The sequence below is a fragment of the Sphingobium sp. B10D7B genome (assembly GCF_025961955.1).
Taxonomy (GTDB): Bacteria; Pseudomonadota; Alphaproteobacteria; order Sphingomonadales; family Sphingomonadaceae; genus Sphingobium.
This window is the reverse complement of record NZ_JAOQOQ010000001.1, coordinates 3,084,526-3,108,845: the sequence shown is the minus strand read 5'-3', so window position 1 is coordinate 3,108,845 and position 24,320 is coordinate 3,084,526. Positions and strand designations below refer to the sequence as shown.

General features: G+C 66.4%; 27 protein-coding genes. 18 read left to right on the top strand and 9 right to left on the bottom strand.

Annotation, left to right across the window (positions count from 1 at the left end; all coding sequences use genetic code 11):
- Nucleotides 1-13: 13 nt before the first annotated feature.
- Nucleotides 14-313 carry a hypothetical protein gene (locus M2331_RS14515; RefSeq protein WP_181560929.1) on the top strand — a complete coding sequence of 100 codons (300 nt, stop codon included), beginning with the start codon at nt 14-16 and terminating at the stop codon, nt 311-313.
- A 368-nt stretch (nt 314-681) separates the two neighbouring features.
- Here M2331_RS14515 and M2331_RS14510 read toward each other — a convergent pair whose 3' ends face one another.
- Together M2331_RS14510 and M2331_RS14505 are read right to left on the bottom strand one after the other, a co-directional pair.
- Entirely contained in the window at nt 682-891 is a 210-nt protein-coding gene (locus M2331_RS14510; RefSeq protein ID WP_181560928.1) for a hypothetical protein, read from the bottom strand.
- A 10-nt stretch (nt 892-901) separates the two neighbouring features.
- Nucleotides 902-1,309, bottom strand: a complete 408-nt coding sequence (locus M2331_RS14505; RefSeq protein ID WP_181560927.1) for an EVE domain-containing protein — start codon at nt 1,307-1,309, stop codon at nt 902-904.
- Between the two features lie 151 nt (nt 1,310-1,460).
- On the opposite strand from M2331_RS14505, the gene M2331_RS14500 reads away from it, so the two are divergent.
- The gene (locus tag M2331_RS14500) at nt 1,461-2,408 is read left to right on the top strand and encodes an isopenicillin N synthase family dioxygenase (protein ID WP_181560926.1); all 948 of its coding nucleotides are present in this window, start codon (nt 1,461-1,463) and stop codon (nt 2,406-2,408) included.
- Nucleotides 2,409-2,497: 89 nt separating this feature from the next.
- On the opposite strand, the gene M2331_RS14495 is transcribed toward M2331_RS14500, so the two are convergent.
- The gene (locus M2331_RS14495) at nt 2,498-2,869 is read right to left on the bottom strand and encodes a dihydroneopterin aldolase (RefSeq protein ID WP_181560925.1); all 372 of its coding nucleotides are present in this window, start codon (nt 2,867-2,869) and stop codon (nt 2,498-2,500) included.
- A 165-nt stretch (nt 2,870-3,034) separates the two neighbouring features.
- Here M2331_RS14495 and M2331_RS14490 point away from each other — a divergent pair, with 165 nt between their 5' ends.
- The 4 genes from M2331_RS14490 (at nt 3,035) to M2331_RS14475 (ending at nt 6,043) form a co-directional block, all read left to right on the top strand.
- Nucleotides 3,035-3,580, top strand: a complete 546-nt coding sequence (locus M2331_RS14490; protein ID WP_181560924.1) for a GNAT family N-acetyltransferase — start codon at nt 3,035-3,037, stop codon at nt 3,578-3,580.
- An 83-nt stretch (nt 3,581-3,663) separates the two neighbouring features.
- Nucleotides 3,664-4,230 (top strand): DUF1285 domain-containing protein, encoded by a 567-nt coding sequence (locus tag M2331_RS14485; protein WP_181560923.1) that lies wholly within the window; start codon nt 3,664-3,666, stop codon nt 4,228-4,230.
- Entirely contained in the window at nt 4,227-4,826 is a 600-nt protein-coding gene (locus M2331_RS14480) for a CoA pyrophosphatase (protein WP_181560922.1), read from the top strand. Before M2331_RS14485 ends, M2331_RS14480 begins: the two co-directional genes overlap by 4 nt.
- Complete coding sequence (locus M2331_RS14475; RefSeq protein ID WP_181560921.1) at nt 4,823-6,043, top strand: CCA tRNA nucleotidyltransferase; 1,221 nt, start codon at nt 4,823-4,825, stop codon at nt 6,041-6,043. The genes M2331_RS14480 and M2331_RS14475 overlap by 4 nt, the downstream gene beginning before the upstream one ends.
- Here the strand turns inward: M2331_RS14475 and M2331_RS14470 are convergent.
- The 4 genes from M2331_RS14470 to M2331_RS14455 all read right to left on the bottom strand — a co-directional run bounded on the left by M2331_RS14470 (nt 6,007) and on the right by M2331_RS14455 (nt 12,159).
- The gene (locus tag M2331_RS14470; protein ID WP_181560920.1) at nt 6,007-7,722 is read right to left on the bottom strand and encodes a putative bifunctional diguanylate cyclase/phosphodiesterase; all 1,716 of its coding nucleotides are present in this window, start codon (nt 7,720-7,722) and stop codon (nt 6,007-6,009) included. The two genes, M2331_RS14475 and M2331_RS14470, sit on opposite strands and share 37 nt — an antisense overlap.
- Before the next feature lie 205 nt (nt 7,723-7,927).
- Nucleotides 7,928-10,219 carry a DNA topoisomerase IV subunit A gene (gene parC / locus M2331_RS14465; protein ID WP_181560919.1) on the bottom strand — a complete coding sequence of 764 codons (2,292 nt, stop codon included), beginning with the start codon at nt 10,217-10,219 and terminating at the stop codon, nt 7,928-7,930.
- Between the two features lie 41 nt (nt 10,220-10,260).
- The gene (locus M2331_RS14460; protein ID WP_181560918.1) at nt 10,261-10,746 is read right to left on the bottom strand and encodes a cyclodeaminase/cyclohydrolase family protein; all 486 of its coding nucleotides are present in this window, start codon (nt 10,744-10,746) and stop codon (nt 10,261-10,263) included.
- Between the two features lie 48 nt (nt 10,747-10,794).
- Nucleotides 10,795-12,159, bottom strand: coding sequence for an MFS transporter (locus tag M2331_RS14455; RefSeq protein WP_181560917.1), 1,365 nt, complete (start codon nt 12,157-12,159; stop codon nt 10,795-10,797).
- Nucleotides 12,160-12,334: 175 nt separating this feature from the next.
- Here M2331_RS14455 and hemB point away from each other — a divergent pair, with 175 nt between their 5' ends.
- Genes hemB through M2331_RS14440 form a run of 3 tightly spaced genes read left to right on the top strand, consistent with a single transcriptional unit; the run spans nt 12,335 to nt 14,481 of the window.
- A complete protein-coding gene (hemB, locus tag M2331_RS14450) occupies nt 12,335-13,330 on the top strand; it encodes a porphobilinogen synthase (protein WP_181561559.1) in 996 nt (331 codons plus the stop codon).
- Nucleotides 13,331-13,351: 21 nt separating this feature from the next.
- On the top strand, nt 13,352-13,927 hold the full coding sequence (locus M2331_RS14445; protein ID WP_181560916.1) for a GNAT family N-acetyltransferase: 576 nt from the start codon (nt 13,352-13,354) through the stop codon (nt 13,925-13,927).
- On the top strand, nt 13,924-14,481 hold the full coding sequence (locus tag M2331_RS14440) for a gamma carbonic anhydrase family protein (protein WP_181560915.1): 558 nt from the start codon (nt 13,924-13,926) through the stop codon (nt 14,479-14,481). The genes M2331_RS14445 and M2331_RS14440 overlap by 4 nt, the downstream gene beginning before the upstream one ends.
- Here M2331_RS14440 and M2331_RS14435 read toward each other — a convergent pair.
- On the bottom strand, nt 14,456-14,980 hold the full coding sequence (locus tag M2331_RS14435) for a hypothetical protein (RefSeq protein WP_181560914.1): 525 nt from the start codon (nt 14,978-14,980) through the stop codon (nt 14,456-14,458). The two genes, M2331_RS14440 and M2331_RS14435, sit on opposite strands and share 26 nt — an antisense overlap.
- A gap of 227 nt (nt 14,981-15,207) precedes the next feature.
- Here M2331_RS14435 and rplU point away from each other — a divergent pair, with 227 nt between their 5' ends.
- From rplU to M2331_RS14420, 3 genes are all read left to right on the top strand, one after another.
- A complete protein-coding gene (rplU, locus tag M2331_RS14430; protein ID WP_181561558.1) occupies nt 15,208-15,570 on the top strand; it encodes a 50S ribosomal protein L21 in 363 nt (120 codons plus the stop codon).
- 90 nt (nt 15,571-15,660) lie between these two features.
- Nucleotides 15,661-15,930: a 50S ribosomal protein L27 gene (rpmA, locus tag M2331_RS14425; protein WP_181560913.1), complete on the top strand. Its 270-nt coding sequence runs from the start codon at nt 15,661-15,663 to the stop codon at nt 15,928-15,930.
- A 231-nt stretch (nt 15,931-16,161) separates the two neighbouring features.
- Nucleotides 16,162-16,734, top strand: a complete 573-nt coding sequence (locus M2331_RS14420) for a GNAT family N-acetyltransferase (RefSeq protein WP_181560912.1) — start codon at nt 16,162-16,164, stop codon at nt 16,732-16,734.
- 67 nt (nt 16,735-16,801) lie between these two features.
- On the opposite strand, the gene M2331_RS14415 is transcribed toward M2331_RS14420, so the two are convergent.
- Nucleotides 16,802-17,770: a magnesium and cobalt transport protein CorA gene (locus M2331_RS14415; protein ID WP_181560911.1), complete on the bottom strand. Its 969-nt coding sequence runs from the start codon at nt 17,768-17,770 to the stop codon at nt 16,802-16,804.
- A gap of 125 nt (nt 17,771-17,895) precedes the next feature.
- Between M2331_RS14415 and obgE the strand changes: the two genes are divergently transcribed.
- From obgE to M2331_RS14385, 6 genes are all read left to right on the top strand, one after another.
- Nucleotides 17,896-18,966, top strand: coding sequence for a GTPase ObgE (obgE, locus tag M2331_RS14410; RefSeq protein ID WP_181560910.1), 1,071 nt, complete (start codon nt 17,896-17,898; stop codon nt 18,964-18,966).
- Between the two features lie 262 nt (nt 18,967-19,228).
- Nucleotides 19,229-20,359, top strand: a complete 1,131-nt coding sequence (gene proB / locus M2331_RS14405; RefSeq protein WP_181560909.1) for a glutamate 5-kinase — start codon at nt 19,229-19,231, stop codon at nt 20,357-20,359.
- A complete protein-coding gene (locus M2331_RS14400; RefSeq protein ID WP_181561557.1) occupies nt 20,356-21,279 on the top strand; it encodes an NAD-dependent epimerase/dehydratase family protein in 924 nt (307 codons plus the stop codon). The genes proB and M2331_RS14400 overlap by 4 nt, the downstream gene beginning before the upstream one ends.
- A 101-nt stretch (nt 21,280-21,380) precedes the next feature.
- Nucleotides 21,381-21,629, top strand: a complete 249-nt coding sequence (locus M2331_RS14395) for an acyl carrier protein (protein ID WP_181560908.1) — start codon at nt 21,381-21,383, stop codon at nt 21,627-21,629.
- 4 nt (nt 21,630-21,633) lie between these two features.
- Nucleotides 21,634-22,893 carry a serine palmitoyltransferase gene (gene spt, locus M2331_RS14390; RefSeq protein ID WP_264576896.1) on the top strand — a complete coding sequence of 420 codons (1,260 nt, stop codon included), beginning with the start codon at nt 21,634-21,636 and terminating at the stop codon, nt 22,891-22,893.
- Between the two features lie 214 nt (nt 22,894-23,107).
- Nucleotides 23,108-24,319: an LptF/LptG family permease gene (locus tag M2331_RS14385; RefSeq protein ID WP_181560907.1), complete on the top strand. Its 1,212-nt coding sequence runs from the start codon at nt 23,108-23,110 to the stop codon at nt 24,317-24,319.
- The last annotated feature ends 1 nt before the right edge of the window (nt 24,320 follow it).

The window sequence follows — 24,320 nt, the reverse complement described above, 5'->3', positions numbered from 1 at the left end:
CCGCACGCGACTCATGAAAATGGGGGCCGGCATCGCTACCGGCCCCCACGATGCCATCGCCTTCCAGCCCGTCTCCGGGACATCCGGCGTCTGGCACGACGCTCTCGATCGTGAGATCGTGCGCCTCACGTCCTATTCCTTGCGGAAGTCCGACGTGCTGATCCGGCTGCGGCAGGCCGCCTTCGGATCGACCGCGCGAGGCTCGCCCGAAGGGCAAGCCGTGGCGGCCTTTGCGGATGTGGGATCATGCCTAGACGGCAGAGCCTGCATCCATCCCCGCTGCCTCGCGATCCTGTTCCCGGGGGAAGCGTGATCCTGCGGTTGGCGGCGGGCCGAACCAATGCGCTGAGCACGTTGCCGCGCGCAGGTCTTGGTCCGTAAGATCGACTCAACATTCTGATTTAACAGAACATTTCTGTCTCTCTATGGCTTGATGGTCTCACGAGAATCGAGTCGTGCGAAGCATTATCCGCCGCTGCAATGCGGGGACCGCGATCAAAACTGTGGATGAGTGTGGATAAGTCCGGGGATAATTTGCGCCGGGCCGATCATTGTTCCGCGCTGTAGGGAAGCGGCCGCAGATTCGCCAGCAAAAAGGCGCAAAAAAGGCGACGCCTTGCAGCGTCGCCTTTTTGATTTGCAGCAGAGCGACCTCAGTGGGTCGCGCCGTGCCTCATCTGCTTAGAGGCCGCCGAACGGAACGCTCATGGCAGCGGCAGAGATGTAGGCAGCAAAAATCTTCTTGAGAATGGTCATGTCGTGGCTCCCGGAATTGATCGGGCGTAGCGCCCGGGTCTCTGGAGGCCATTTGTGTTGCAACGCAGCAAAGTTCAATTGCAAAGGCCGGGCCGCGAATGCAAAAACTGCAATCGTTATGGCCTGCGCATTCAATCGGGAATGATTATTGCTCCGATAAATCAACGATCCTCTGGAATTCCTCGTCGCTCACCGACGACACGGACAGGCGCGATTGTCGCACCAAAGCCATGTTCGCAAATGCAGGATCGGCCTTGATTTGTTTGAGCGTGACCGGCTTGGCGAGTTTGCGCACCGGAGCGACTTCCACCGCGAACCACTTGCCGGTTTCGTCCGTGCTGTCCTGCTCGGCCCCGCGCACGATCTCCATGATGCCGACGCATTCGACGCCGATATTGCTGTGATAGAACAGCGCCTGGTCACCGACCTCCATCGCCTTCATGTTCAGCTTGGCGGCATGGTTGCGCACCCCGTCCCACTCAGCGCGGCCCTTCTCGACCAGATCGTCCCAGGAGAACACATCGGGCTCCGATTTCATCAGCCAGTAGCGCATGGGCGATCGATCCTCCTTTGCCAGCCTGCCCGGGCGCCATTCCATGCCGGTACGCGGCGTGCAAGGCCTTTGCTGTCACCAAGCCCCGGCGTGACAGCCCCGCCGCGAACGCCTAGTCAGGACTGACCATTTCAGTGCGAGTCAGACCGTCATGACGTCATCCGATCCGTTGGGGCATGTCCCCACTCTCTCGCTCGCGCGCCTCTCGCCGCAGGAATTTGCCGACGCGATCGGCGCCAGCTTCCGCGAATTTGGCTTCGCCATCGTCACCGATCACGGGATGGACCCGGACCTCGTGGCGCGGGGCTGGGCGCTGGCAAAGGCGTTCTTCGCGCTGCCCGATCCGGTCAAGCGCACCTATCTGGTACCCGGCGGCGCGGGACAGCGCGGCTACACGGCGTTCGGGACAGAGGTCGCCAAGGGCGCCAGCGAGAATGACCTCAAGGAATTCTGGCATGTCGGCCGCGCCCTGCCGGCCGGTCATCCCCTCGCCGAGGATATGCCGCCCAACATCTGGCCGGGCGAGATCGCGGGGTTCGAGGAGACTTTTAAGGCGCTGTTCGCGGCGTTCGATGCCGTGGGCGCGCGCATCCTCTCCGGCGTCGCGCGCCATCTCGGCCTCGCGCCCGACTGGTTCGACGCCAAGATCGACGAGGGCAATTCCATCCTGCGGCTGCTGCATTATCCGCCCGTCTCCGCGCAGGCGCCCGGCATTCGCGCGGGCGCGCATGAGGACATCAACCTCATCACCCTGCTGCTCGGCGCCGAGGAAGGCGGGCTGCAGCTGCTGACGCGCGAGGGTGAGTGGATTCCGGCCACGCCGCCCGCTGGCGCGCTGGTCATCAATGTCGGCGACATGCTGCAGCGGCTGACCAATCATGTGCTGCCCTCGACCAGCCACCGCGTCGTCAATCCGCCGCCCGAGCGCCGCCACATTCCGCGCTATTCCATGCCCTTCTTCCTGCATCTGGAGCCGGACGTGATGATCGAGGCGCTGCCGCAATGCGTGAGCGCGGAAAATCCGCTGCGTGAACCGCCGATCAGCGCGCATGATTATCTGCATGAGCGGCTGCGGGAGATTGGGCTGAAGAAGGGTTAGGTTTTCGCGCCCCCACACATCCCGTTCGTGTCTCGACTTCGCTCGACGCGAACGGGGGGGGGGGGCGGAGGGATGTGGGTCTGCGGACCCTATTTCCGCCAGCGGGAGAGAGTGATGCCGATCTTTTCGTTCCGCTCGGAGAGGGCCAGCTTGACGATCTTCACCGTCACATGGCGCGCCTTGCGGTCCTGCAGGAAGATGGTGTCGATGATGTGATCGGCCACGGCCTCGACCAGCATGAAGTGCTGGCCCCGGGTGATCGCCGTGGTCGCCGCATGCTTGAGGTCCATATAGTTTTTGGACGTGCTGAGCGGCGTATTCGGCTCGTAATGGCTGCGATGCTCGAGCAGGGCGCGAATGCTGATTCGCAGCGGCTGCGGCAGATGGGTTTCCTCGGAATAGATGCCGGTCAGCACATCCACCTCAAGATCCTCGATCTCGAGCAGCAGCATGTCATCCATGGGATTCACGCCGTTTGCCGGATTGGCGCTGTGCCCTCCCGTTCCTGGCATTCCCGCCTCGCGTCCCGCCATCATAGCCTCGAATAACCCTTTTCATTTGGGCGTGAAGCGCTAAAGGCCGCCGCCTCGGGCGCTATTGCCCGCTTGGAAGGCGGACGGCAAGCGGTGACACGGATCGGCGAGCTGGCAGGAACCGGAGACGCGGCCATCACCGCGCTGCTCGATGCGGCATTTGGCCCGGCGCGCCACGGCCGCACGGCCTATCGCATCCGCCTGGGCATGGCCTGGTTCACGGACCTTTCCTTCGCCGCCTTCGATTCGGACGGGCAAGTGATCGGCACGCTGCAAAGCTGGCCGGTGGCCCTGCACGGCCCGGACGGTCGCGAGACACCGCTGATCATGGTCGGGCCGGTCGCGGTAGTCCCAGCGATGCAGCGCCATGGCACCGGCCGCGCGCTGATGGACCGGCTGATCGAAACCGTCGATCTGCATCCGGGCGATCCGCTGGTGATGATCGGCGATCCCGAATATTATGGCCGCTTCTGGGGCTTTACGGCCGATGCAACGGGGGATTGGGCCGTGCCCGGTCCGGTGGAGCGGCACCGCTTGCTGACCCGCGCGGCGCCCGGCGTGGCGCTGCCCTCCGCTGGCAGTCTTGGCCCGCGCGGCACGGCCATGGTGGCGGGGGCGACGGCCACGCCGGCGGTCTGAGCGCGCTGATCGCGGTCAGCACCGCGTGGCACCAGTGCGAGACGCCCTTTGCCAAGCCGGCTGGCCTTGCCTATCTGCAGCGCATGGTTGCGCCTCTCGATCCCGGTTCCGATCTGCCCATTGCCGGCGTCCCGCAGGATGCCGATCCGGCGCGCCCTTATCCGGTCATGGACTGGTCGCCCACGCGCTGCGGGCACAGCGCCATGCGAATCGATGCGCAGGGCCGCTGGTTTCATGAAGAGCGCGAGATCCGCCGCCCCGAGCTGGTGAGTCTGTTCGCGCGCCTGCTGCGGCGCGAGCCGGACGGGCGGCATGTGCTGGTGACGCCGGTCGAGATGCTCGACATCGAGGTCGAGGACGCGCCTTTGTTCGCGGTGGAAATGGCGAGCGAGGGGGACGGGCAGGCGCGCACGCTGCGGTTCCGCATTGGGGCGACCGGGCAGTGGGTCACGGCTGACGGCGCCCATCCGTTGGGGATGGAAGAGAATGCGGCGGGGCCGCGTCCCGCGCTCGGGCTGGAGGCTGGCCTGCGCGCGCGGCTGATCCGCCCGGTCTATTATGCGCTGGCCGAACTTGCCATTGCGGAGGGGCACGATCCTCTGGGTCTGTGGAGCGGCGGCGTCTTTCACGCGCTGGAGACGGCGGCATGAGTTGGCGGGACCGACTCACGGCCTCGCTGCGGCCGGAATTCGACTCGGCGCATACCCATGATTTCTTCCTGTATCGCAACCGGCCCGAGCCGGCGGGGCCGTTCACGCCGGCAGCGGTGCTGATCGCGGTCACAGACCGCCCCGATCCGGGCATGATCTTCACCCTGCGCCACGCAGGGCTGCGCGCCCATGCCGGACAGGTCGCCTTTCCCGGTGGCCGGCTGGACCCGGGTGATCGCGATGCGGTGGAGGCAGCGCTGCGCGAGGCGCATGAGGAAATCGCGCTCCCGCCCGAGGCGGTGGAGGTGATGGGCCGGTCGGATCGCTTCCGCACCGGCACGGGGTTCGAGATCGAGCCGATTGTCGGCATCGTCCCGCCCGATCTGGCGTTGCGGCCGTCCGAGGCGGAGGTTGACGCCATCTTCGAGGTGCCGCTCGATTTTCTGCTCGATCCCACCAACCGGGCGTTGCGCACCGTGGACTGGGAAGGCGGCACCCGCAGCTATTACGAGTTTCTGTGGCAGGAGCACCGCATCTGGGGCGTGACGGCAGCGATGCTGGTCAACCTCGCCCGGCGCATCGAGGCGGCAGCATGAGCGCGGCCCTCCCCGAGCGGCTCCCCGATGCCGAGTGGCGGGCCTGGCCGGGCCTGCTGGCACTCTGCGAGGCGCTGGGCGCGGACCAAGGCGAAGCGCGCTTCGTCGGCGGCGCGGTGCGGGATGCCCTGCTGGGCATCGCGGTCAAGGATATCGACATCGCGACCGTTCACCTGCCGGAAGAGGTGGTCCGCCGCGTGAAGGCCGCTGGCCTGCGCGCCGTGCCGACCGGCATCGCGCATGGCACGATCACGGCCATTCTCGATCATCGCCCGATTGAGATCACCACATTGCGGCGAGATGTTTCCACCGATGGGCGCCGGGCCACGGTCGCCTTCGGCACGGATTGGCGGGATGACGCGGCACGCCGCGACTTCACGATGAACGCGCTGTATGCCGATCCCGCCAGCGGCGCCTTGTCGGATTATTTCGACGGGCGCGCCGATCTGCTGGCTCGCCGCGTGCGCTTCATCGGCGATCCCAATCAGCGCATCGCCGAGGATCATCTGCGCATCCTGCGCTATTTCCGCTTTACGGCCCGGTTTGGCACGCTGGATCGCGACGCGCCGGATTATCGCGCCTGCGTGGCGCACGCGACCAGCCTCATGGCGCTCTCTCGCGAGCGCGTCGCGGACGAGATGCTCAAGCTGCTCGGTCTGCCCGATCCAGCCGACGTGATCGCGGCGATGGTGGGCGATGGGGTGTTGGCATCCGTGCTGCCGGAGATCGATGCCCATGGCGTGGCCGCCCTGCGCGCGCTGATCGCCGCCGAGCAGGCGACGGGCATTGCGCCGGCCGGCTTGCGTCGTCTGGCGGCGCTGCTGCCGCCCGATGGCGCGCTGGCCGATCAGGTCGGTGCACGGCTGCGCCTCTCCAACAAGGCGCGGCAGCGTTTGCGCGCGGCGGCTACGCTGGCCTCGGCGGCCACTCCGCAGGCACTGGCCTATGCGCTGGGCGAGGACAGCGCGGTCGATCACATCCTGCTGGGCCGGGCCTTTTCGCCCGACTGCGCGCCCGCGCTGATCGGCTGGCAGGCGCCGCGCCTGCCGCTTTCGGGGGGCGATCTGATTGCGATGGGGCTGACGGCCGGCCCGCTGGTGGCGCGGACGCTTCAGGCGCTGGAGAGAGCGTGGATCGACCGGGGCTTTCCCGCGCCGGATGAGACGCGCGAGATGGCGCGTCAGATGGTGGGGGCGGCGCTGCGCTCCAGCCAGTAGTGGAAGGCCTCCTGCGGCGGCAGGGGGCGCGCGAAGTGATAGCCCTGGCCGAAATGGCAGCCGAGCTTGCGCAGGGCATCGGCCATGTCCGGGGTCTCGATGCCCTCCGCCGTGGTTTCCATGCCGAGCGCGCCGGCGAGGCTGACGATGGCGCGCACGATGGCGATCTTGTCGGCGTCGCCGATCATGTCCGTCACGAAGCTGCGGTCGATCTTGAGCACGTCGATGGGGAGCGACTGGAGGCTGGCGAGGTTGGAAAAGCCGGTGCCGAAATCGTCCATCGCCACCGTCACGTCCATCGCCTGCAGCGCGCCGAGCAATTGCCGGGTCTTGTCCGGGTCGGCGATGAGCGCGCTTTCGGTCAGCTCGATGATCAGGCGGTTGCCGGCGATGCCGGCATAGCGCAGCGCTTCTTCCACCGCGCGGGGCACATTGTCGCGCACCATCTGCACCGGTGAGAGGTTGACGTTCATGGTGATCGGCAGGGTTTCCCCGAACCGCCTGTCCCAATCCGCGAGGGTCTGCACGCACTCGCACATCGCCCAGCGCCCCAGCGGCACGATCAGCCCCGATTCCTCGGCGACAGGAATGAACTCATTGGGGGAGACCTGCCCCAGCACCGAATCTTCCCAGCGGGTGAGCGCCTCGAAGCCCTTCACCGCGCCGGTCTGCAGGTTGATGAGCGGCTGGAACACCATGGTCAGCTCGCCATTGTCGATCGCCTCGCGCAGGCGGTTCTCCAGTGTGAAGCGCTTGAGCGCCTCGCGGAGCACATTGGCGCGGTAGACCTCCAGCGCGCCGGATTTCTTGGCGCGCTTCACGGCCGCCTGCGCCTGCCGGAGCAGCCGCTCGATATCGTCGCTGTCTTCCTGCGCCAGCGCGCAGCCCAGCGCGACCTCGACGTTGATGAGATAGGTGGAGAGGCGGATCGGTGCCTCGAACGCCTTGCGCACGCGCTCGGCGATCTGGAGCACTTCGGACAGGCCGTGGCCGACATGGGCGAAGATGGCGAACTCGTTGCCGCCGATTCGGGCCAGCACGTCGCCCGCGCGCAGCACGGATTTGACGCGCCGCGCGACGGTGATGATCAGCTCGTCGCCCGCCATGGCGCCCAGCGATTCGTTGATGCGGCTGAAGCGCACGAGATCGAAGCCGATGATCGCATAGGTCGCCTTGCTGGCGGCCGGGCGGCCGTTTTCGGCGAGGCCTTCGATCTGCTCGACAAAGCCGATGCGGTTGGGCAGCGAGGTCAGGCTGTCCGTCATCAGCTCCTTGCGCAATGTGCTTTCCGCATTGCGCTCGCTGGTGCGGTCCGTGGCGGTGAAGAGCACCAGCCGGGCGGGCTGCGCATCGTCTTCCTCAACCCAGGTCAGCGAGCAGCTGTAGGCGCGCAGCCCGAGCCGGTCATGAAATTCCAGCTCGAAGCGGTCGGAGCGGCGCTGCGAATCGAACATCGCCTGCGCGCGGTGCCGCCAGTTGCGCTGCCTGCGTTGGCTGTCCTCGCTGTCGAGCAATTCGTTGGCGGCCTGATCCTCGACGAAGCTGAAAAACTCCGCATTGCCGACCAGAACGTGCAGGCCTGAGGGGGACTGGGTCAACAGCGCGGCGGGATAAGGGAGCGCCTTGAGGAAGGCGGTATAGCCGCGCAGGTCGTCGACCGCCGGCAAGGGCGCTGTCATGGAGGCGTCAAAGGGCGCAGGGCGCGGGCGTGCCGCTGCCTCTACATGCTCCGTCTCGCGTTTTGCGCTTGCCGTCATGGATCGCCGGGTTAACGGCCCATGGTAAATTAAGGCTGAAAGTCTGGCGCAAGCCCCTATTTTTGTTGATGCTGCAACAGTCCCCCTCGTCCCGTGACGGGAAAAGGAGGATTTGTGCGCTGACGGGTCAGTCGAATCGGTTGTCGCGGGGGAAGCCGTTGGGCGGCATTCGCCCGGCAGCGCCGCGGGCCGCGCGCCAGGAGAGCAGGTCGGTTTCGGTGCGAGTCCGGCCGCTGTCCCCGCCCATCGTCCAGGAGAGGCCCTGCGCCAGCGTAAGCGTCATCGCGTCGGAGAGGCCGCCATCCTTGTAGCGCTGCAGGGTGACGCCCTGTCCGCGCGCCATTTCCGGCAGTTCGGCGAGCGAGAAGATGACCAGCTTGCGATTCTCGCCGATGACAGCGACCGAATCGGCCCCCGGTGCCACCGGCCGCACGACCTTGAGCTGCGCGCCGGCCTTGAGGTTCACCACCTGCCGGCCCTTGCGGGTCTCGGCGATGATCTCGCTCATCGCCGCGATAAAGCCGCGCCCGTCGCTGGCGGCGAGCAGCAGTTTGCCGTCCGCCCTGGCCGGCAACAGCGCGACGATGTCGGTCTCATTGGCCAGATCGATCATCAGCCGCACCGGCTCGCCAAACCCGCGTCCGCCCGGCAGCTTGTCAGCGCCCAGCGTGTAGAAGCGCCCGTCCGATCCGGCGAGCAGCAGCTTGTCGGTGGTCTGCGCATGGAAGGCATAGGCCGGGCCATCGCCTTCCTTGAACTTGAGCGCATCGGTCGCGGTGAGATCGGCATGGCCCTTCATCGCGCGAATCCATCCGCGCTGGGACATGATGACGGTGATCGGCTCGCGCTCGATCATCGCCTCCAGCGGAATTTCGCGCGCCGGCCCGGCCTGCTCCAGCCCGGTTCGTCGTGCGCCGATGCCCTTTTCCGGCGTGTAGCGCTTGCGCAGATCGGCAAGGTCGCGCTTGAGGCGGGTGCGCTGGCGGGCGGGCGATTCGACGAGCTTGTGCAGATCTTCGCGTTCGGCGGCGAGGTCGTCGCGCTCGCGCCGCAACTCCATTTCCTCCAGCTTGCGCAGCGAGCGCAGCCGCATGTTGAGGATCGCCTCGGCCTGCCGGTCGGTCAGCTGGAACTCCGCCATCATCACCGGCTTGGGCTCATCCTCGCTGCGGATGATCTCGATCACCCGGTCGAGGTTGAGATAGGCGATGATATAGCCGTCGAGCAGCTCCAGCCGGTTGTCGATCTGCTCGATGCGGTGCCGGGCGCGGCGGACCAGCACCTCGATCTGGTGCTTGAGCCATTCGGTCAGCAGATCGCGCAGGCCCATGACGCGCGGCGTGTGGCTGGCATCCAGCACGTTCATGTTGAGCGGGAAGCGGCTTTCCAGATCGGTGAGACGGAACAGGCTGTCCATCAGCACGTCCTGGTCCACCGTGCGGGCGCGGGGCTCCAGCACGATGCGCAGAACCTCGTCCGACTCGTCGCGCACGTCGGCGAGGATCGGCAGCTTCTTGTCGGCGATGAGCTGGGCGATCTGCTCGATCAGCTTGCCCTTGGCAACGCCATAGGGAATCTCGTCGATCACTGCGATCCAGGTGCCGCGCCCTTCATCCTCGCGGTGCCAGCGGGCGCGCAGGCGCATGCTGCCCCGGCCGGTCGCATAGGCGTCCGAGATCACCGAGGGCGGATCGACCAGCACGCCGCCGGTCGGGAAGTCCGGCCCTCTCATATACTGCATGAGCTGGGCGTGATCGGCCTCCGGCTGGTCGATCAGCAGCGTGGCCGCGTCGATCACCTCGGCGACATTGTGCGGCGGAATGCTGGTCGCCATGCCCACCGCGATGCCGCTGGCGCCATTGGCGAGCAGATTGGGGAACAGGCCGGGGAAGACCTCGGGCTCTTCCTCTTCGCCATTATAGGTCGGGCGGAAATCGACGGTGCCGTGGTCGAGGCCGGCCATCAGATCGGCAGCGGCCTGCGTCAGCCGCGCCTCGGTGTAGCGCATGGCGGCGGCGTTATCGCCATCGATATTGCCGAAATTGCCCTGCCCGTCGACCAGCGGGGTGCGCAGGGAGAAATCCTGTGCCAGCCGGACCATCGCGTCATAGACCGAGGCATCGCCATGCGGGTGATATTTGCCGATGACGTCGCCCACGACGCGGGCGCATTTCTTGTAGCTGGTGGTGTTCCGCTCGGGATTGGCGACCAAAATATCCGGCGCCGGCCCGCTCGGTTCGAGCCGCAAAAGGCGCATCGCCCACAGCAGGCGGCGGTGGACCGGCTTCAAGCCGTCGCGCAGATCGGGCAGCGAGCGCGCGGTGATCGTGGAGAGCGCATAGACCAGATATCGCTCGGACAGGGCTGAATCGAAGGGGTGGTCCTTGATGCTGTCCAGCGGATCGCGAAAATCTGTCATGCCGCGCGATTAGCAAGCGCAGCGGCGCTTGGGTAGGGGAGCTATGCGCCTTCGGTTGCGTCGCCTGCATTCTCCGAGCCATTGGCCTCCATGATCGCGGAGGCGGCGTCGGCCAATCGGCGAGCGGCGAGGATGTCATTGGCCATGTTGGCGCGTAGCAGCGGCGCCAGTCGCTCGGCTTCCGACATGAGTTGCGCGCAGAGCCATGTGAAGCGGTCGGCCAGCGCCACCAGATCGTCTGCCGCCTGCGCTTTCTCGCCATCCGGGCGGGCGCGGACGAGGCGCGGAAAGCCGACGGCGTCCGCCTTGGCGGCGGCGAGCGCGCGATCCTGCAGGGCGCACAGCCGAGCCGCCGAATCGTGCAGGGCGGGGTCGATGGGGGGATGGTGGAGGCTCACTGCGATCGCCTTGCGCAGGCAGGCAATGCCCATCGCCAGCGCACAGGCTGCGGCCGTGCCGGAGCCGGACGAGAGGTCGCCTGAGGCGATCTCCTCCAGAACATCCTCAAATGGTGCGCGCGCCAGCATGCGCCTTAAGCGGGCCTGCGCGGATTCGGTTCCCGTGGCTCGATCCGCTCAGGCCGGCAGCGGGACGGGGCGCCCGGCGGGCGGCATATGCTGGTCGACAATGAAGGAGGCTGCCGAGACGAGAATGGCGCCGACCGCCAGAACTGCGAAGAAGGGGATGACGCTGCCATTGCCCAGCTCCAGCAGCGCGCCGCCGAATGCACTGGCCGACACCGCGCCAACCCGGCTCATGAAGATGCCGAAGCCGATTCCCGACGAGCGGCAGGAGGGCGGATAGCCATGGGTCATGATGACATACATGGTCGCGATGCCGCCGCTGAACGCCGCCGCCGAGGCGCCGATCAGGCTGACCACGATCAGCCGCTCGGTCTCGGTCGGCACGGGCGAGAGCGTCTCGACGAAAAAGCCGAGCGCGACGATGCAGAGGAACAGCGCGATGCTGATGCCGCTCATCACCGTGCGGGTGCCCAGCCGCCGGCTGAGGAAACCGGCGGCAATCGCTGCGATCATGGAGGTGATGCCTGCCACCGAGACGGCATTGCCCGCCTGGGGCAGGGTGAAGCCGGCGGCGGTCAGGAATGTGGTGGACCAGTTGAGGATGCCATAGGCGACGAGGGCGCAGGCGGTGAAGGAGGTGCAGACGCCGATGTTCATCCGCAGATTGCTGCGGTGGAGCACGCCGATGGCGACGCCGGCGCCATCATCCGCGCGATGGCGCTCCGGCATGAGGTCGATGTCTTCATCCAGCACGCGGCGGGCAACGGCCTGCGCCTCCGCCTTGCGGCCGCGCGCGATAAGGAAGGAGGGGCTGTCGCGCAGCACAGCGATAATCAGCACGATGAGGAAGAGCGTCGCGATGCCGAAGACCATGAAGGTCCAGCGCCAGCTATAAAGGTCCGACAGGGCCGGGGCGACCCAGCCGACGACGGCGCCGCCAATCGGCGTGCCGACCGAGAGCGAGCTGACCGTGATCGGCCGCAGCCGGTCCGGCAGCCACTCGCTGGCCATGGTCAGCGCGTTGGAATAGGCCGCGCCAAAGCCGATGCCGCTCACCAAGCGCCACAGAGCCATGCTGGTCACGCTGCCGGCCTGGCCCGCCGCGATGGTGCCGATGCCGAAGATGATGGCGGCGAAGGCGAGGGCGTAGCGCCGGCCGATCCTGTCGCCCAGCATCCCGCCCAGCCAGCCGCCGAGACCGAAGCCGATCAGCGCCGCGCTCATCGCAATGCCGAATGTGCCGCGATCCACGCCGAAATCGGCGATCACCAGGGGCGCGACGATGCCGAGCAGCTGCATGTCGATGCCATCGCTGACGAGGATGAGCAGGCAGATGCCGACCGTGATCCACTGGAACCTGCGCACGGGCCTGCTGGCCAGCGCGGCGCTGAATGTGGTGGCGGCGGTGGATGCCATGCCTGCCTCTCCCTCGGATCTGTTGTTGGCCGGATATCGGCCGTTTGCGACGGCGTAACGGATTGAATATCATTTGTCGAAGGAATGAACGTGGATGGGCGCGCCCCACCGTCTCTCAAGGGCGAGCGGCGCCGCAGCCATTGATCGGGGCGCGCGAGAGGCCTATCCCGCCGGCATGACGCACGCTGCCTATCCCGAGCTTCGCCTTCGCCGTACCCGCGCTGCCGCCTGGAGCCGCCGCCTTCATGCCGAGCATCGCCTGACGCCGGCCGATTTCATCTGGCCGCTGTTCATCACGGCGGGGCGCGGGGTCGAGGAGCCGGTCGGCTCGCTGCCGGGCGTCTCGCGCTGGTCGGTCGATCTGGCCGTGGCGCGCGCACGGGAGGCTGCGGCGGCGGGCATTCCCTGCCTCGCCCTGTTCCCCAACACCCCGCATGATTTGCGTAGTGACGATGGCACGGAGGCGCTCAATCCGGACAATCTGATGTGCGAGGCGATCCGCGCGATCAAGGATGCCGTGCCACAGATCGGCCTGCTGACCGACGTGGCGCTCGACCCCTATACCGCGCACGGCCAAGACGGCCTGCTCGATGAAGCCGGCTATGTCGTGAACGATGCTACGGTGGAGATGCTGATCGGCCAGGCGCTCAATCAGGCCGCCGCCGGGGCGGACATCATCGCGCCGAGCGACATGATGGACGGGCGCATCGGCGCGATTCGCGAAGCGCTGGAGGCCGATGGTCACGCCAATGTGCAGATCATGGCCTACGCCGCCAAATATGCGAGCGCCTTCTATGGTCCGTTCCGCGATGCGGTGGGCTCGGGCGGGCTGCTCAAGGGCGACAAGAAGAGCTACCAGATGGACCCGGCCAATGGCGCCGAGGCGCTGCGCGAAGTGGCGATGGACATTGCCGAGGGCGCGGACAGCGTGATGGTCAAGCCCGGTCTGCCCTATCTCGATATCGTCGCGCGGGTGAAGGATGCCTTCAACATCCCGGTCTTCGCCTATCAGGTGAGCGGCGAATATGCGATGATCGAGGCCGCCGTGACCGTCGGCGCGGGCGAGCGCGACGCGCTGGTGATGGAAACGCTGATGAGCTTCAAGCGGGCCGGCTGCACGGGCGTGCTGACCTATCACGCGCTGCATGCCGCCCGGCTGCTGGGCGGCTGAGCGGGCCAGTGAGGGAGCGCCATGGCCAGAATGATCGCTGAAACCGAGCGGCTGATCCTGCGGACCGAGCGGCCGGGCGATCAGGCGGTCTGGCTTGCCCACATGAACACGCCGGAAGTGCGGGCCTATCTGGGCGGCCCCAGACCGGCGGAGGCCATTGCAGACAATTTCGCTCGGATTGCCGCCGATTGGGAGACCAAGGGCATCTCGCTGGCGATGATCGAGCGCAAGGCCGATGGGCTGCTGCTCGGCGATTGCGGGCTTGGCGTCATCGATTCGCCGGAAGCCCCGGCCGCGCTGGCCGGGCAGTGGGAGATCGGCTGGATCATCCGGCACGATTGCTGGCGCAACGGCTATGCGCAGGAGGCTGCGCGGGCGATGTTGGCGCGGGCGTTCGGATCGTGGGATCTGCCGGCGGTCTTCGCGCAGACCTCGCTCAGCAATCCGCCCTCCTGGGGCCTGATGGAGAAGCTCGGCATGCGGCGTCGTGCCGATCTGGACTATGGTGACAGCCGTTATCCCGCTGCCGACAATCCCACGATCATCTATGAGATGCGGCGGGCGGACTGGACGGCGCTGAGCGAGGACAAGTCATGACCAGGCCTCTTATCCTTCCCTTCAACGGCAAGACGCCGAAGATTCACGAGACCGCCTTCGTGGCGCCGGGCTGCGTCATCATCGGCGACGTCGAGATCGGCCCGCAGGCCAGCGTTTGGTATAATTGCGTGCTGCGGGCGGACATCAACGCCATTCGCGTCGGCGCGCGCTCGAACATTCAGGATGGCAGCACCGTCCATGTCGAGAGCGATTTCGGCGATGGGGGCCATCCGGCGATCATCGGCGACGATGTGCTGATCGGGCATATGGCTATCATCCATGGCTGCACGCTGGAGAATCGCGCCTTCGTCGGCATGGGCGCCATCGTGATGGACGGATGCGTCATCGAGGGGGATGCGATGCTCGCGGCAGGCGCGATGCTCACGCCCGGCAAGCGCATGCCGTCAGGCCAGCTCTGGAGCGGGCGACCGGCCAAATATATGCGCGATCTCGGCGAGGCCGACCTGCACGGGATGCGCCGCGGCGTGGAGGCCTATGTCGAGGAGGCGGCGCTGCACACCGCCGCGCTCAAGGCTGCGGAAGCTGGCGCCTGAGGGCATCCAGCGCATCATTCTGCGCGTCGACCATTGCCAGGACGCGCACCCGGGCCGGATCGATGACGGCGAGGTCTGCGGCGACGCGGGCGGCATCCTCCGCGTCCTGCCGCTCAACAAACAGCGTATCGAGCGCGGCGAGCGCGGCGACGCTTTCATAGCGGGCACTGTCGAGCGCGCTGATCGCCGTCTGGGCGGTCACCCAGGATTCGCTGTTGGGCGCTGCGCCTGCCCCTGCTGCCACGCTGGCGCGACTGCCGGCGAGCAGGCTCTGAAAGGCCGTGTCGGCACTGCCCGCCTCGCGGGTGAAGCGATCCACCTGCGTGGCGAGCGCCGGGTCCGTCGCGGCGGGCTTGATCGCCGGGGCCGGGGGCACCGTGCGATCGCGGCTCTCCACCGGACGTTTGGCCAGCGACGGGAAGGCGCGCGGGTCGGCCTGCGCGTTGACGGCGGAGCCCAGAATCATCAGGGCGAAAAAGGCGGTGAGTCGGCGCAGCATGATGCCTTTCATTTAGGGTGGCGGGAGAAGCGCTTCAACCATGGCGCGCAGCCGGTGCCCGTTGCCGGTTTGATGGCGCGGCGCGTGAGGTTGCGCGGCGAAAATCCGAGTCTTTCCGTTGACAGGTCCGGCGACCCTCACTAAGGGGCCACATTCCCGCGCGGACAGCTCCAAATGGCTGTGCCATGCCGTTCGCGCCAAGCATTTGATTGATGGAAGTTAAGCCCATGTTCGCTGTCGTGCGTACGGGCGGCAAGCAATATCGCGTCGCCGCCGGAGACAAGATCGTCGTCGAGAAGATCGCTGGTGAAGCCGGCGAAACCGTCACGCTGGACGATGTCCTGCTCGCGGGTGACGGCTCGGAAATCAAGGACAGCAAGGGCCTCACGGTCTCGGCTGAGATCATTGCCCAGGCCAAGGGCGAGAAGGTGATCGTCTTCAAGAAGCGTCGCCGGCACAATTACCGTCGTCGCAACGGCCATCGCCAGCAGCACACGATCCTCAAGATCGTGGCGATCGGCGGCGAAGCGCCGAAGAAGAAGGCCGCCGCCAAGAAGGCCGACGCCGCTCCGGCAGCCGCCGAAGCCTGAGCCTGAATTTGGTTGATTGAGCAGTTTCGGACGCAAAACCGGTTTCCACTTTTGCTGAAAATGCTCTGAAAGTTTCGAGGAGTTTAGACCATGGCACATAAAAAAGCTGGCGGTTCATCGCGCAACGGTCGCGATTCAGAATCGAAGCGCCTTGGCGTGAAGAAGTTCGGCGGCCAGAGCGTGCTCGGCGGCAATATTCTCGTCCGTCAGCGCGGCACGAAGTTCTACCCGGGCCGCAATGTCGGCATCGGCAAGGACCACACCCTGTTTGCGCTCACCGAAGGTCGCGTGGTGTTCCACGACGGCAAGCTCGGTCGCAAATTTGTGTCCGTGGACGTGATGGCGGAAGCCGCCGAATAATCGGACGATTCATGACAGGGATCGTCCAGCGGGACGATCCCTTGGTGAGCCGGTGCCGGTTCATCTGAAACCAAGGGAGAAGGGATCGCCCCTCCTCCCTTTTTTCTTGTTCTCCCTGGACCCTCGATAGACCTCGACGCGTCAGGAGCACGGTTGCTCGCAGCGTTCGCAAGGCTGTCTCACAGGCGTCATCTGTCTGCGGCAGAGCGCCCCGGAACCGGAGACAAGACCATGTTTGCACGTACCCCCCGTTTGCTGCTGCGGCCCGGCTGGCCGGAAGATGCGCAGGCGCTCTATGCCGCCATCGCGGATGAAGCGATCGTGCGGAATCTTGCCCGCGCGCCCTGGCCCTATACGCTGGACGATGCGGTCGATTTCCTCGCCGGCGATCACGATCCGCTGCAGCCCAAGTTCCTGGTGATGAAGCGCACCCAGGGAGTACCGCGTCTTATCGGCTCCTGCGGCATCCATACGCAGGACGATGGCGCGCTGGAGTTGGGCTACTGGATCGCGCGCCCTTATTGGGGCCTGGGTTTCGCGACCGAAGCGGCTTCGGCCGTGATGCAGATCGCCCGCGCGACCGGCGTGCGCAACATTCGCGCCAGCCATTTCACCGACAATCCGGCGTCCGGCCGGGTGCTGCGCAAGCTCGGATTCCGGCCGGCGGGCCGCCCCGAGCCGCGCCACAGCCGTGGCCGCAATCGCGCCGACCTCTGCCAATTCTACGAAGAGGGCGGCGAAGGCGACATGCGCGAGGACGTGGCGGTGGAAATTTATGCGGATCGCGAGCCCGTCGCAGCTTGAAAGTCGCGTGCTGTCGACGCGTTTGAAGTCCATGGCCGTGCTCGCCCCGAGCGCGGCCGCGGACCGCTCATAGCCAGCCGAGCTTGCGGAAGCGCCGATACAGCAGCGCGCAGATGATCGCGATCCCGCCCAGCACGATGAAATAGCCATAGCGCCACTGCAATTCGGGCATGTTGCTGAAGTTCATGCCGTAGATGCCGGCAATGGCGGTGGGCACGGCGAGGATTGCGGCCCAGGCCGCCAGCATCCGGGTGATATCGCCCTGGCGGCGCTGTTCGAGCAGGCTGCTGGTTTCCGCGACGGAGGTCAGATAGTCGCGCAGCCCGGCGACGCGATATTCGACCCGCCGAACATGATCCAGCACGTCGCGGAAATAGGGCAGCATGTTCTCGTCGATATTCGGCTGGACATGATTGACCATGCGCCCGGCAACATCGCTCATCACCCCGAGGATGCGCTGGAAGCGGACGATCTCCCGGCGGGTCGCGAAGATCTGGCGGATCTGGTCTGAGTCGAGGAAGGCCTCGCCGGCAGCGGCTTCCATCGCCAGCACCTGTTCCTCCAGCGCATCGACGACCGGGAAATAGCCGTCGACGATGAAGTCCATGATCGCGTGCAGCACATAATCCGGGCCGTGGGCCAGGGCGGCGGGTGCGCTCTCCAGCCGGGCGCGCAGCTCCGAATGCGCCCGCGCCGAACCGTGGCGCACGGTGACGATGAAGTCGGCACCCAGGAAGACGGAGGTCTCCCCATAGCCGATGAGATCGCCTTCCAGATGCGCCGTGCGCAGGATCAGGAAGAGCTGGTCGCCATACAGCTCCAGCTTGGGCAATTGTTTGCCCTTGCGCGCGTCTTCCTGCGCGAGCGGGTGAAGGCCGAAACAGGTGCCGACCTGGGCCAGTTCTTCGGCATCCGGCTCATGCAGGCCGATCCAGACGAACTCGCCCGCCGGCAGCCGGTCATGGCGGGGGCAGTGGATGTCGACATCCCCCACAACCTCGCCATTGCGATATCGCCGTGCTGCTATGACGGTCACGCGCGTGCCTTTCACCAGTCGAACCCGGCTGAGGTAACGCCTCGCCGGAGAAATGGAAGCATGGGAAGGCGGGCCCGTATGAGGCCGCGCTTCACCTTTGCCGGCAAAGGCCTTATGGGCGGCCGATGCATTTCCTAGATCAGGCCAAGATTTTCATTCGCTCGGGTGCGGGCGGGCCGGGAGCGGTCAGCTTCCGGCGCGAGAAATATATTCAATATGGCGGCCCCAATGGCGGCAATGGCGGCAAGGGCGGCGACATCATCTTCGAGGCGGTGCCCGGCCTCAACACGCTCATCGACTTCCGCTACACCCAGCATTTCAAGGCGCCGCGCGGCGGCCATGGCGAGGGTGGCGACCGCACCGGCGCTGGCGGGGACGATCTCGTCATCAAGGTGCCGGTGGGCACGCAGGTCATCTCCGAGCCGGATGAAGAAGGCTATAGCGAGGTGCTGGCCGACTTCACCGAGCCCGGCCAGCGGATCGTCCTGCTGCGCGGCGGCGATGGCGGGCGCGGCAATGCCAGCTTCAAGACCAGCACGAATCGCGCGCCGCGCCAGCACGGCACCGGTTGGCCGGGCGAGGAGCGCTGGGTGTGGCTGCGCCTCAAGCTGCTGGCCGATGTAGGGCTGGTGGGGCTGCCGAACGCCGGCAAGTCGACCTTCATCAATCAGGTGACCAACACCAAGGCCAAGGTCGGCGCCTATCCGTTCACGACGACCAAGCCGCAGCTCGGCGTGGTGCTGCACAAGGGGCGGGAGTTCGTGCTGGCCGATATTCCGGGGCTGATCGAGGGTGCCTCGGAAGGCGCAGGCATCGGCGACCGGTTCCTCGGGCATATCGAGCGCTGCCGGGTGCTCATTCACCTTATCGACGCGACCGGGGACGATCCGGTCGAGGCCTGGCGCATCGTGCAGACCGAGCTGGAGAATTATGGCGAGGGGCTGGAGGACAAGCCGCAGCTTCTCGCGCTTAACAAGGGCGATCTGCTTGGGCAGGAGCTGATGGAAGATGTCGCCAAGGACTTGAAGAAGGCCGGCGCGGGCAAGGCCTTCATCATCTCCGGCGCGACCGGCGAGGGCATGGAGGCGCTGCTCGACGCCGTGCTGCCCATGCTGGGCGAGGTTCACCGCGCCGAGGCCGAGGAGAAGGCCGCGCAGGAAGGTGAGGTGGAGGACAAGCCATGGTCCCCCATTTGAGGATGTATCTCCCCTCCTCATTAGAGGAGGGAGCGGGGGTGGTGATGCGCCAGCATCGACTGCGCAGCGCTCACGCCCCATCGTCCAGCACCACCCCAACCCCTCCTCTGAAGAGGAGGGGCTTTTCCCCCGTCCCCCGCGCCGTTCGTGTCGAGCGAAGTCGAGACACGGCTGGCACAGGTCTCGCGTGTCTCGACTTCGCTCGACACGAACGGGGGGTTTGTTCTGGGCATGAGAGAAGAGTGCGTTGGGGATACCCATCATGACTGACGCCCTCACCGGCTTCCCGCCCGCCGCCATTCGGCGCATTGTCATCAAGGTCGGCTCGGCGCTGCTCGTCGCCCCGGACGGCTCCGTGCGGCGCGACTGGCTGACCAGCCTTGTGGACGAGATCGCCGCCCGCCGCGCGGATGGGCAGGAGATCATCGTCGTGTCCTCCGGCGCGATTGCGCTTGGCGCGCGCCGTCTGGGCCTCGCCAAGGGGGGGCGGGCGACGCTGGAGGATGCGCAGGCTGCGGCCGCCGTCGGCCAGATCGCGCTCAGCCAGGTCTGGGCCGACCTGCTTGCCGGGCACGATATTCCCGCCGCGCAGATGCTGGTGACGCTGGGCGACCTTGAGGATCGCCGCCGTTACCTCAATGCCTCCGCCACGCTGGACCGGCTCGCGGGCCTCGGCGTGGTGCCGGTGGTCAATGAGAATGACAGCGTCGCCACCGAGGAAATCCGTTTTGGCGACAATGACCGGCTGGCCGCGCGCATCGGCCAGGCTGCGGGCGCAGATGCGGTGGTGCTGCTCTCGGATATCGACGGGCTCTACACGGCGAACCCCCACAGCAATCCCGATGCCACATTGATCCCGCTGGTGGAGAAGATCGATGCCGCCGTTCTGGCCATGGGAGACGGCAACAGCGCCTCGGGCATGGGATCGGGCGGCATGATCTCCAAGCTGCAGGCTGCGCAGATCGCCACCGGCGCGGGTGCACATCTGGCGATCATTTCCGGCCGCGTCGATGCGCCGCTCGGCCATTGGCAGAGCAGCGGACGCGGCACATTGTTCCGCGCCTCGGCCAAACGCGGCGGGCGCAAGGGCTGGCTGGCCGGGCGCCTGACCGTGAAGGGCAAGCTCAGCGTCGATGCCGGCGCGACGGAAGCCCTGCGCAAGGGCCGCAGCCTGCTGCCGGCCGGCGTCACCGCCACCAATGGCAGCTATGCGCGCGGCGACGTGATCGACATCGTCGGGCCGGATGGCGCGGTGATTGCCCGCGGCCTCGCGCAATATGACAGCCAGGATGCCGAGCGGATCATCGGCAAGCGCAGCGCTGAGGTCGCCGGCCTGCTCGGCGGCACCCCGCGCGCCGCGATGGTCCACCGCAGCTATATGGTGCTGCTCTGAGCACCCTTGCCCTCACCGGCGCCACCGGCTTTGTCGGCAAGGCGACGGTGGAGACGGCGCTGGCCGCCGGCCATGCCGTGCGCGCGCTGACCCGCCGCCCCCAGCCGCCGCGCGAGGGCGTAAGCTGGATTGCCGGCTCGCTGGAGGATGCCGCCGCGCTGGATGCGCTGGTCGCCGGCGCGGATGCCGTCATGCACATTGCCGGCGTAGTCAATGCACCGACCCGTGCCGGGTTCGAGGCGGGCAATGCCACCGGCACCGCTGCCGTTATCGCCGCCATGCAGCGTGCGGGCGTGGTGCGGCTCGTGCATGTCTCCAGCCTCGCGGCGCGCGAGCCGGGGCTCTCCGATTACGGATGGTCGAAGGCGGAAGCGGAGCGCCATGTGCAGGCCAGCGCGCTCGACTGGACGATGATCCGTCCGCCTGCGATCTACGGTCCGGGTGATGCCGAATTGCTGGAGCTGTTCCAGATGGCGACGCGTGGCTTCGTGCTGCTGCCGCCGGGCGGGCGTCTCTCGGCGATCCATGTCGATGATCTGGCCGATCTGCTGGTGCGGCTCGGCACGCGGCAGGGCGGCGAAACGCAGGGCAAAGTCTATGAAGTGGACGATGGCACACCGGAAGGCTGGAGCCATGTCGATTTCGCCCGGGCCATTGGCCGCGCCGTCGGGCGTGCCTCGGTGCGGACCATTTCCATGCCGTCCGCCCTGGTCCGCTTCGGTGCCCGCATCGACCGGCTGCTGCGCGGCGACAAGGCGCGGCTGACGCCCGACCGCGCCGCTTATTTCTGCCATGCCGACTGGGTGTCGAAGGCAGCATTGCATCCGCCAGCCGATCTCTGGCGCCCGACCATCGCCCCCGAGGCGGGCCTTGCCATGACCGCGCAGGCCTATCGCGACAAGGGCCTGCTGCCGCGCTGATGCCCGAATCCCGCCTTATTCGCTTGCCATAGGCAGGGCGAAGCGGGCATTCGGCTCGCAACAGGGCCTTATTGGGCTATTACGGAAAGAAAGTCGCAGCCATGTCGGACCGTCAGGACGTCTACGCGCAGATCGCAGCGCAGATCGAACCCTTCAACAAGAAGGGCGTCGCCTTGAGCGACAGCACCACCTTCGCCGGCGACCTGGAGTGGGACAGCCTCACCGTCATGGATTTCGTCGCCGCCATCGAGGACGAGTTCGAGATCATCATCACCATGAACATGCAGGCGGAGATCGAGACGGTCGGCCAGCTCGTCGATGCGGTGATGAAGCTGAAGGCGGAGGGCTGAAGCCATGGCGAGCGTGATCGACGGGGCGGAAACCACCATGCGCGTGGCGGAGGCCGACAAGGACCTGTTCTCCAAGTTCGATCCCCTGATCGCCGAGCGCGAGGCGCTGCTGGCGACCGGCGTGCGCGATCCCTTCGCCATCGTGATGGACGAAGTGAAGTCGCCCACGCTTGCGGTGATCAAGGGCAAGGAGACGATCCTGCTCGGCACCTATAATTATATGGGCATGACCTTCGACCCGGACGTGGTCGCGGCGGGCAAGAAGGCGCTCGACGAGTTCGGATCCGGCACCACCGGCAGCCGCGTGCTCAACGGCACCTACCAGACCCACAAGGCCTGCGAGGATGCGCTCAAGGACTTCTATGGCACCAAGCACGCCATGGTGTTCTCGACCGGCTATCAGGCCAATCTCGGCATGATCTCCACGCTGGCGGGCAAGGGCGATTACATCGTGCTGGATGCCGACAGCCATGCCAGCATCTATGATGGCTGCGCGCTCGGCAATGCCGAGATCGTGCGCTTCCGCCACAACAGCGTGGAGGATCTGGACAAGCGCCTCGGGCGCCTGCCGGCCGATGCGCTCAAGCTCGTCGTGCTGGAAGGCGTCTATTCGATGCTCGGCGACGTCGCCCCGCTGCCGGACATGGTTGCCGCGATCCGCAAGCACCCCAATTGCATGATCCTTGTCGATGAGGCGCATGGCATGGGCTTCTTCGGCCCCAATGGTCGTGGCGTCTATGAGGAGCAGGGCGTCGAGAAGGAGATCGATTTCGTCGTCGGCACCTTCTCCAAATCGGTCGGCACGGTCGGCGGCTTCTGCGTCTCGGACCATCCCAAGTTCGATGTGATGCGCCTGGTCTGCCGGCCTTATGTGTTCACCGCTTCGCTGCCGCCGAGCGTCGTCGCCACCGCCGCGACCTCGATCCGCAAGCTGATGCACGCCGGCGAGAAGCGCGCGCATCTCTGGGAGAACAGCCGCCGCCTGCACAAGGGGCTGATCGATCTCGGCTTCACGCTCGGCACCAAGACGCCGCAATCGGCGATCATCGCCGTCATCCTCACCGACCAGACGCAGGCCGTGGCGATGTGGCAGGCGCTGCTGGAGCTGGGGCTCTATGTGAACATGGCCCGTCCGCCCGCGACACCGGCCGGCACCTTCCTGCTGCGCTGCTCGCTCTGTGCCGAGCATTCGAGCGAGCAGGTTGGCCAGATTCTCGAGATGTTCGCCACGGCGGGCCGGATGACGGGCGCCATCGCTGGCTGATCGACCGGCCGGGCCTGTGTGAAGGCCCGGTCAAGCCGCCCGCTGGTCGCACGACCGGGCGCCTTCCCGGCTCCGGCTGGCGCGTGGCGCTATGATCTGGCGGGCGCTGATACACTCTAAGGTTGCGGCGCGGGCGCATCCCGCTTACGGCCTTGCCGTGTCCGGACCTTCCGGCCGGGCCACCTGAACCGGCTCAAGGAACCTGCGGACTCTCATGCTGACCGCTCTGGACCGCTACATGGCGAGGCTGATCGCGGTCCCGCTTTTCGCAAGCCTCATCGTTGCGGCGATGCTTCTGGTGCTGGACCGGATGCAGCGGCTGTTCGTGTTCGTCGCGACCGAGGGCGGTCCGGTGAGCGTGGTGTGGCGGATGCTCGCCAATCTCCTGCCCGAATATCTCGGCCTTGGCATTCCCATCGGCCTCATGCTCGGCATCCTGCTCGCCTTCCGCAAGCTGGCTCTGTCCTCGGAGCTGGACATCCTTCGCGGTGTCGGCCTTTCCTATACGAAACTGCTCAAAGTGCCGTATATGTACGCCATCGCGCTGGCGATCCTGAACCTGACCATTGTCGGCTTCATCCAGCCGGACAGCAAATATGCCTATGAGCGGCTGCGGTTCGAGCTGCGCTCGGGCGCGCTGGGCGCATCCATCAAGGTTGGCGAGTTCACCAAGCTGGGCGATGGCATCACCATCCGCATCGAGGAGAGCGAGGACGAAGGCAAGAAGCTGAGCGGCATCTTCGCGCGCATGGATAGCGACGGCGGCCAGTCGCTGGCGGTCACGGCGGCGCGCGGCCAGTTCCTGGCGACCGACGACCCCGATACGATCATCATGCGCCTCACAGATGGCGTGCTGGTGCATAATTCTCCGAGCTTCACCGAGCCGCGCATCCTCTCCTTCTCCAACCACGATCTGCCGATCTCGCTGCCGAAGATCGAGGAGTTCCGTACGCGCGGCGATGGCGATGTGGAGCTGAGCCTGCCGGAGCTGTTCCGCGCCGGCCTCACCCGCGATACGGCGCTGGGCCGGGCGCAGGCCTGGTCGAACTTCAATTTCCGCGTCGTGGAAGTGGCGATGATGATGTTGCTGCCGCTCGCGGCGATTGCCTTCGCGATCCCGCCGAAACGCTCGACCTCCGCGCTCGGCGTCTTCCTGTCGATCGTCTTCATCGTCACCTATCACAAGATCAACCAGACGATGCAGTCGCTGGGGGCGCTGGGCCGGATCGATCCGTTCCTGGGCCTGTGGGGGCCGTTCCTCATCTTCGCCGGGATCATCGCCTGGCTCTATTATCAGACCGCCTATGTGCCCGGCGGCCAGCCCATCGGCGCGCTGGATCGTCAGTTCGCCAAGCTGCTCGGCCTGTTCAAGTCGCTGCTCAAATGGTTTGGCGACCGGCGTTACCGCAAGGCACATCGGGGATAGG

Excerpts from the sequence above, each read along its gene's own strand:
- M2331_RS14515 (WP_181560929.1), top strand. The coding sequence starts at position 14 with ATGAAAATGGGGGCCGGCATCGCTACCGGCCCCCACGATGCCATCGCC.
- M2331_RS14505 (WP_181560927.1), bottom strand. The coding sequence starts at position 1,309 with ATGCGCTACTGGCTGATGAAATCGGAGCCCGATGTGTTCTCCTGGGAC.
- M2331_RS14500 (WP_181560926.1), top strand. The coding sequence starts at position 1,461 with ATGACGTCATCCGATCCGTTGGGGCATGTCCCCACTCTCTCGCTCGCG.
- M2331_RS14495 (WP_181560925.1), bottom strand. The coding sequence starts at position 2,869 with ATGGATGACATGCTGCTGCTCGAGATCGAGGATCTTGAGGTGGATGTG.
- M2331_RS14485 (WP_181560923.1), top strand. The coding sequence starts at position 3,664 with ATGGTTGCGCCTCTCGATCCCGGTTCCGATCTGCCCATTGCCGGCGTC.
- M2331_RS14480 (WP_181560922.1), top strand. The coding sequence starts at position 4,227 with ATGAGTTGGCGGGACCGACTCACGGCCTCGCTGCGGCCGGAATTCGAC.
- M2331_RS14475 (WP_181560921.1), top strand. The coding sequence starts at position 4,823 with ATGAGCGCGGCCCTCCCCGAGCGGCTCCCCGATGCCGAGTGGCGGGCC.
- M2331_RS14470 (WP_181560920.1), bottom strand. The coding sequence starts at position 7,722 with ATGACAGCGCCCTTGCCGGCGGTCGACGACCTGCGCGGCTATACCGCC.
- parC (WP_181560919.1), bottom strand. The coding sequence starts at position 10,219 with ATGACAGATTTTCGCGATCCGCTGGACAGCATCAAGGACCACCCCTTC.
- M2331_RS14460 (WP_181560918.1), bottom strand. The coding sequence starts at position 10,746 with ATGCTGGCGCGCGCACCATTTGAGGATGTTCTGGAGGAGATCGCCTCA.
- M2331_RS14455 (WP_181560917.1), bottom strand. The coding sequence starts at position 12,159 with ATGGCATCCACCGCCGCCACCACATTCAGCGCCGCGCTGGCCAGCAGG.
- hemB (WP_181561559.1), top strand. The coding sequence starts at position 12,335 with ATGACGCACGCTGCCTATCCCGAGCTTCGCCTTCGCCGTACCCGCGCT.
- M2331_RS14445 (WP_181560916.1), top strand. The coding sequence starts at position 13,352 with ATGGCCAGAATGATCGCTGAAACCGAGCGGCTGATCCTGCGGACCGAG.
- M2331_RS14440 (WP_181560915.1), top strand. The coding sequence starts at position 13,924 with ATGACCAGGCCTCTTATCCTTCCCTTCAACGGCAAGACGCCGAAGATT.
- M2331_RS14435 (WP_181560914.1), bottom strand. The coding sequence starts at position 14,980 with ATGCTGCGCCGACTCACCGCCTTTTTCGCCCTGATGATTCTGGGCTCC.
- rplU (WP_181561558.1), top strand. The coding sequence starts at position 15,208 with ATGTTCGCTGTCGTGCGTACGGGCGGCAAGCAATATCGCGTCGCCGCC.
- rpmA (WP_181560913.1), top strand. The coding sequence starts at position 15,661 with ATGGCACATAAAAAAGCTGGCGGTTCATCGCGCAACGGTCGCGATTCA.
- M2331_RS14420 (WP_181560912.1), top strand. The coding sequence starts at position 16,162 with ATGTTTGCACGTACCCCCCGTTTGCTGCTGCGGCCCGGCTGGCCGGAA.
- obgE (WP_181560910.1), top strand. The coding sequence starts at position 17,896 with ATGCATTTCCTAGATCAGGCCAAGATTTTCATTCGCTCGGGTGCGGGC.
- proB (WP_181560909.1), top strand. The coding sequence starts at position 19,229 with ATGACTGACGCCCTCACCGGCTTCCCGCCCGCCGCCATTCGGCGCATT.
- M2331_RS14395 (WP_181560908.1), top strand. The coding sequence starts at position 21,381 with ATGTCGGACCGTCAGGACGTCTACGCGCAGATCGCAGCGCAGATCGAA.
- spt (WP_264576896.1), top strand. The coding sequence starts at position 21,634 with ATGGCGAGCGTGATCGACGGGGCGGAAACCACCATGCGCGTGGCGGAG.
- M2331_RS14385 (WP_181560907.1), top strand. The coding sequence starts at position 23,108 with ATGCTGACCGCTCTGGACCGCTACATGGCGAGGCTGATCGCGGTCCCG.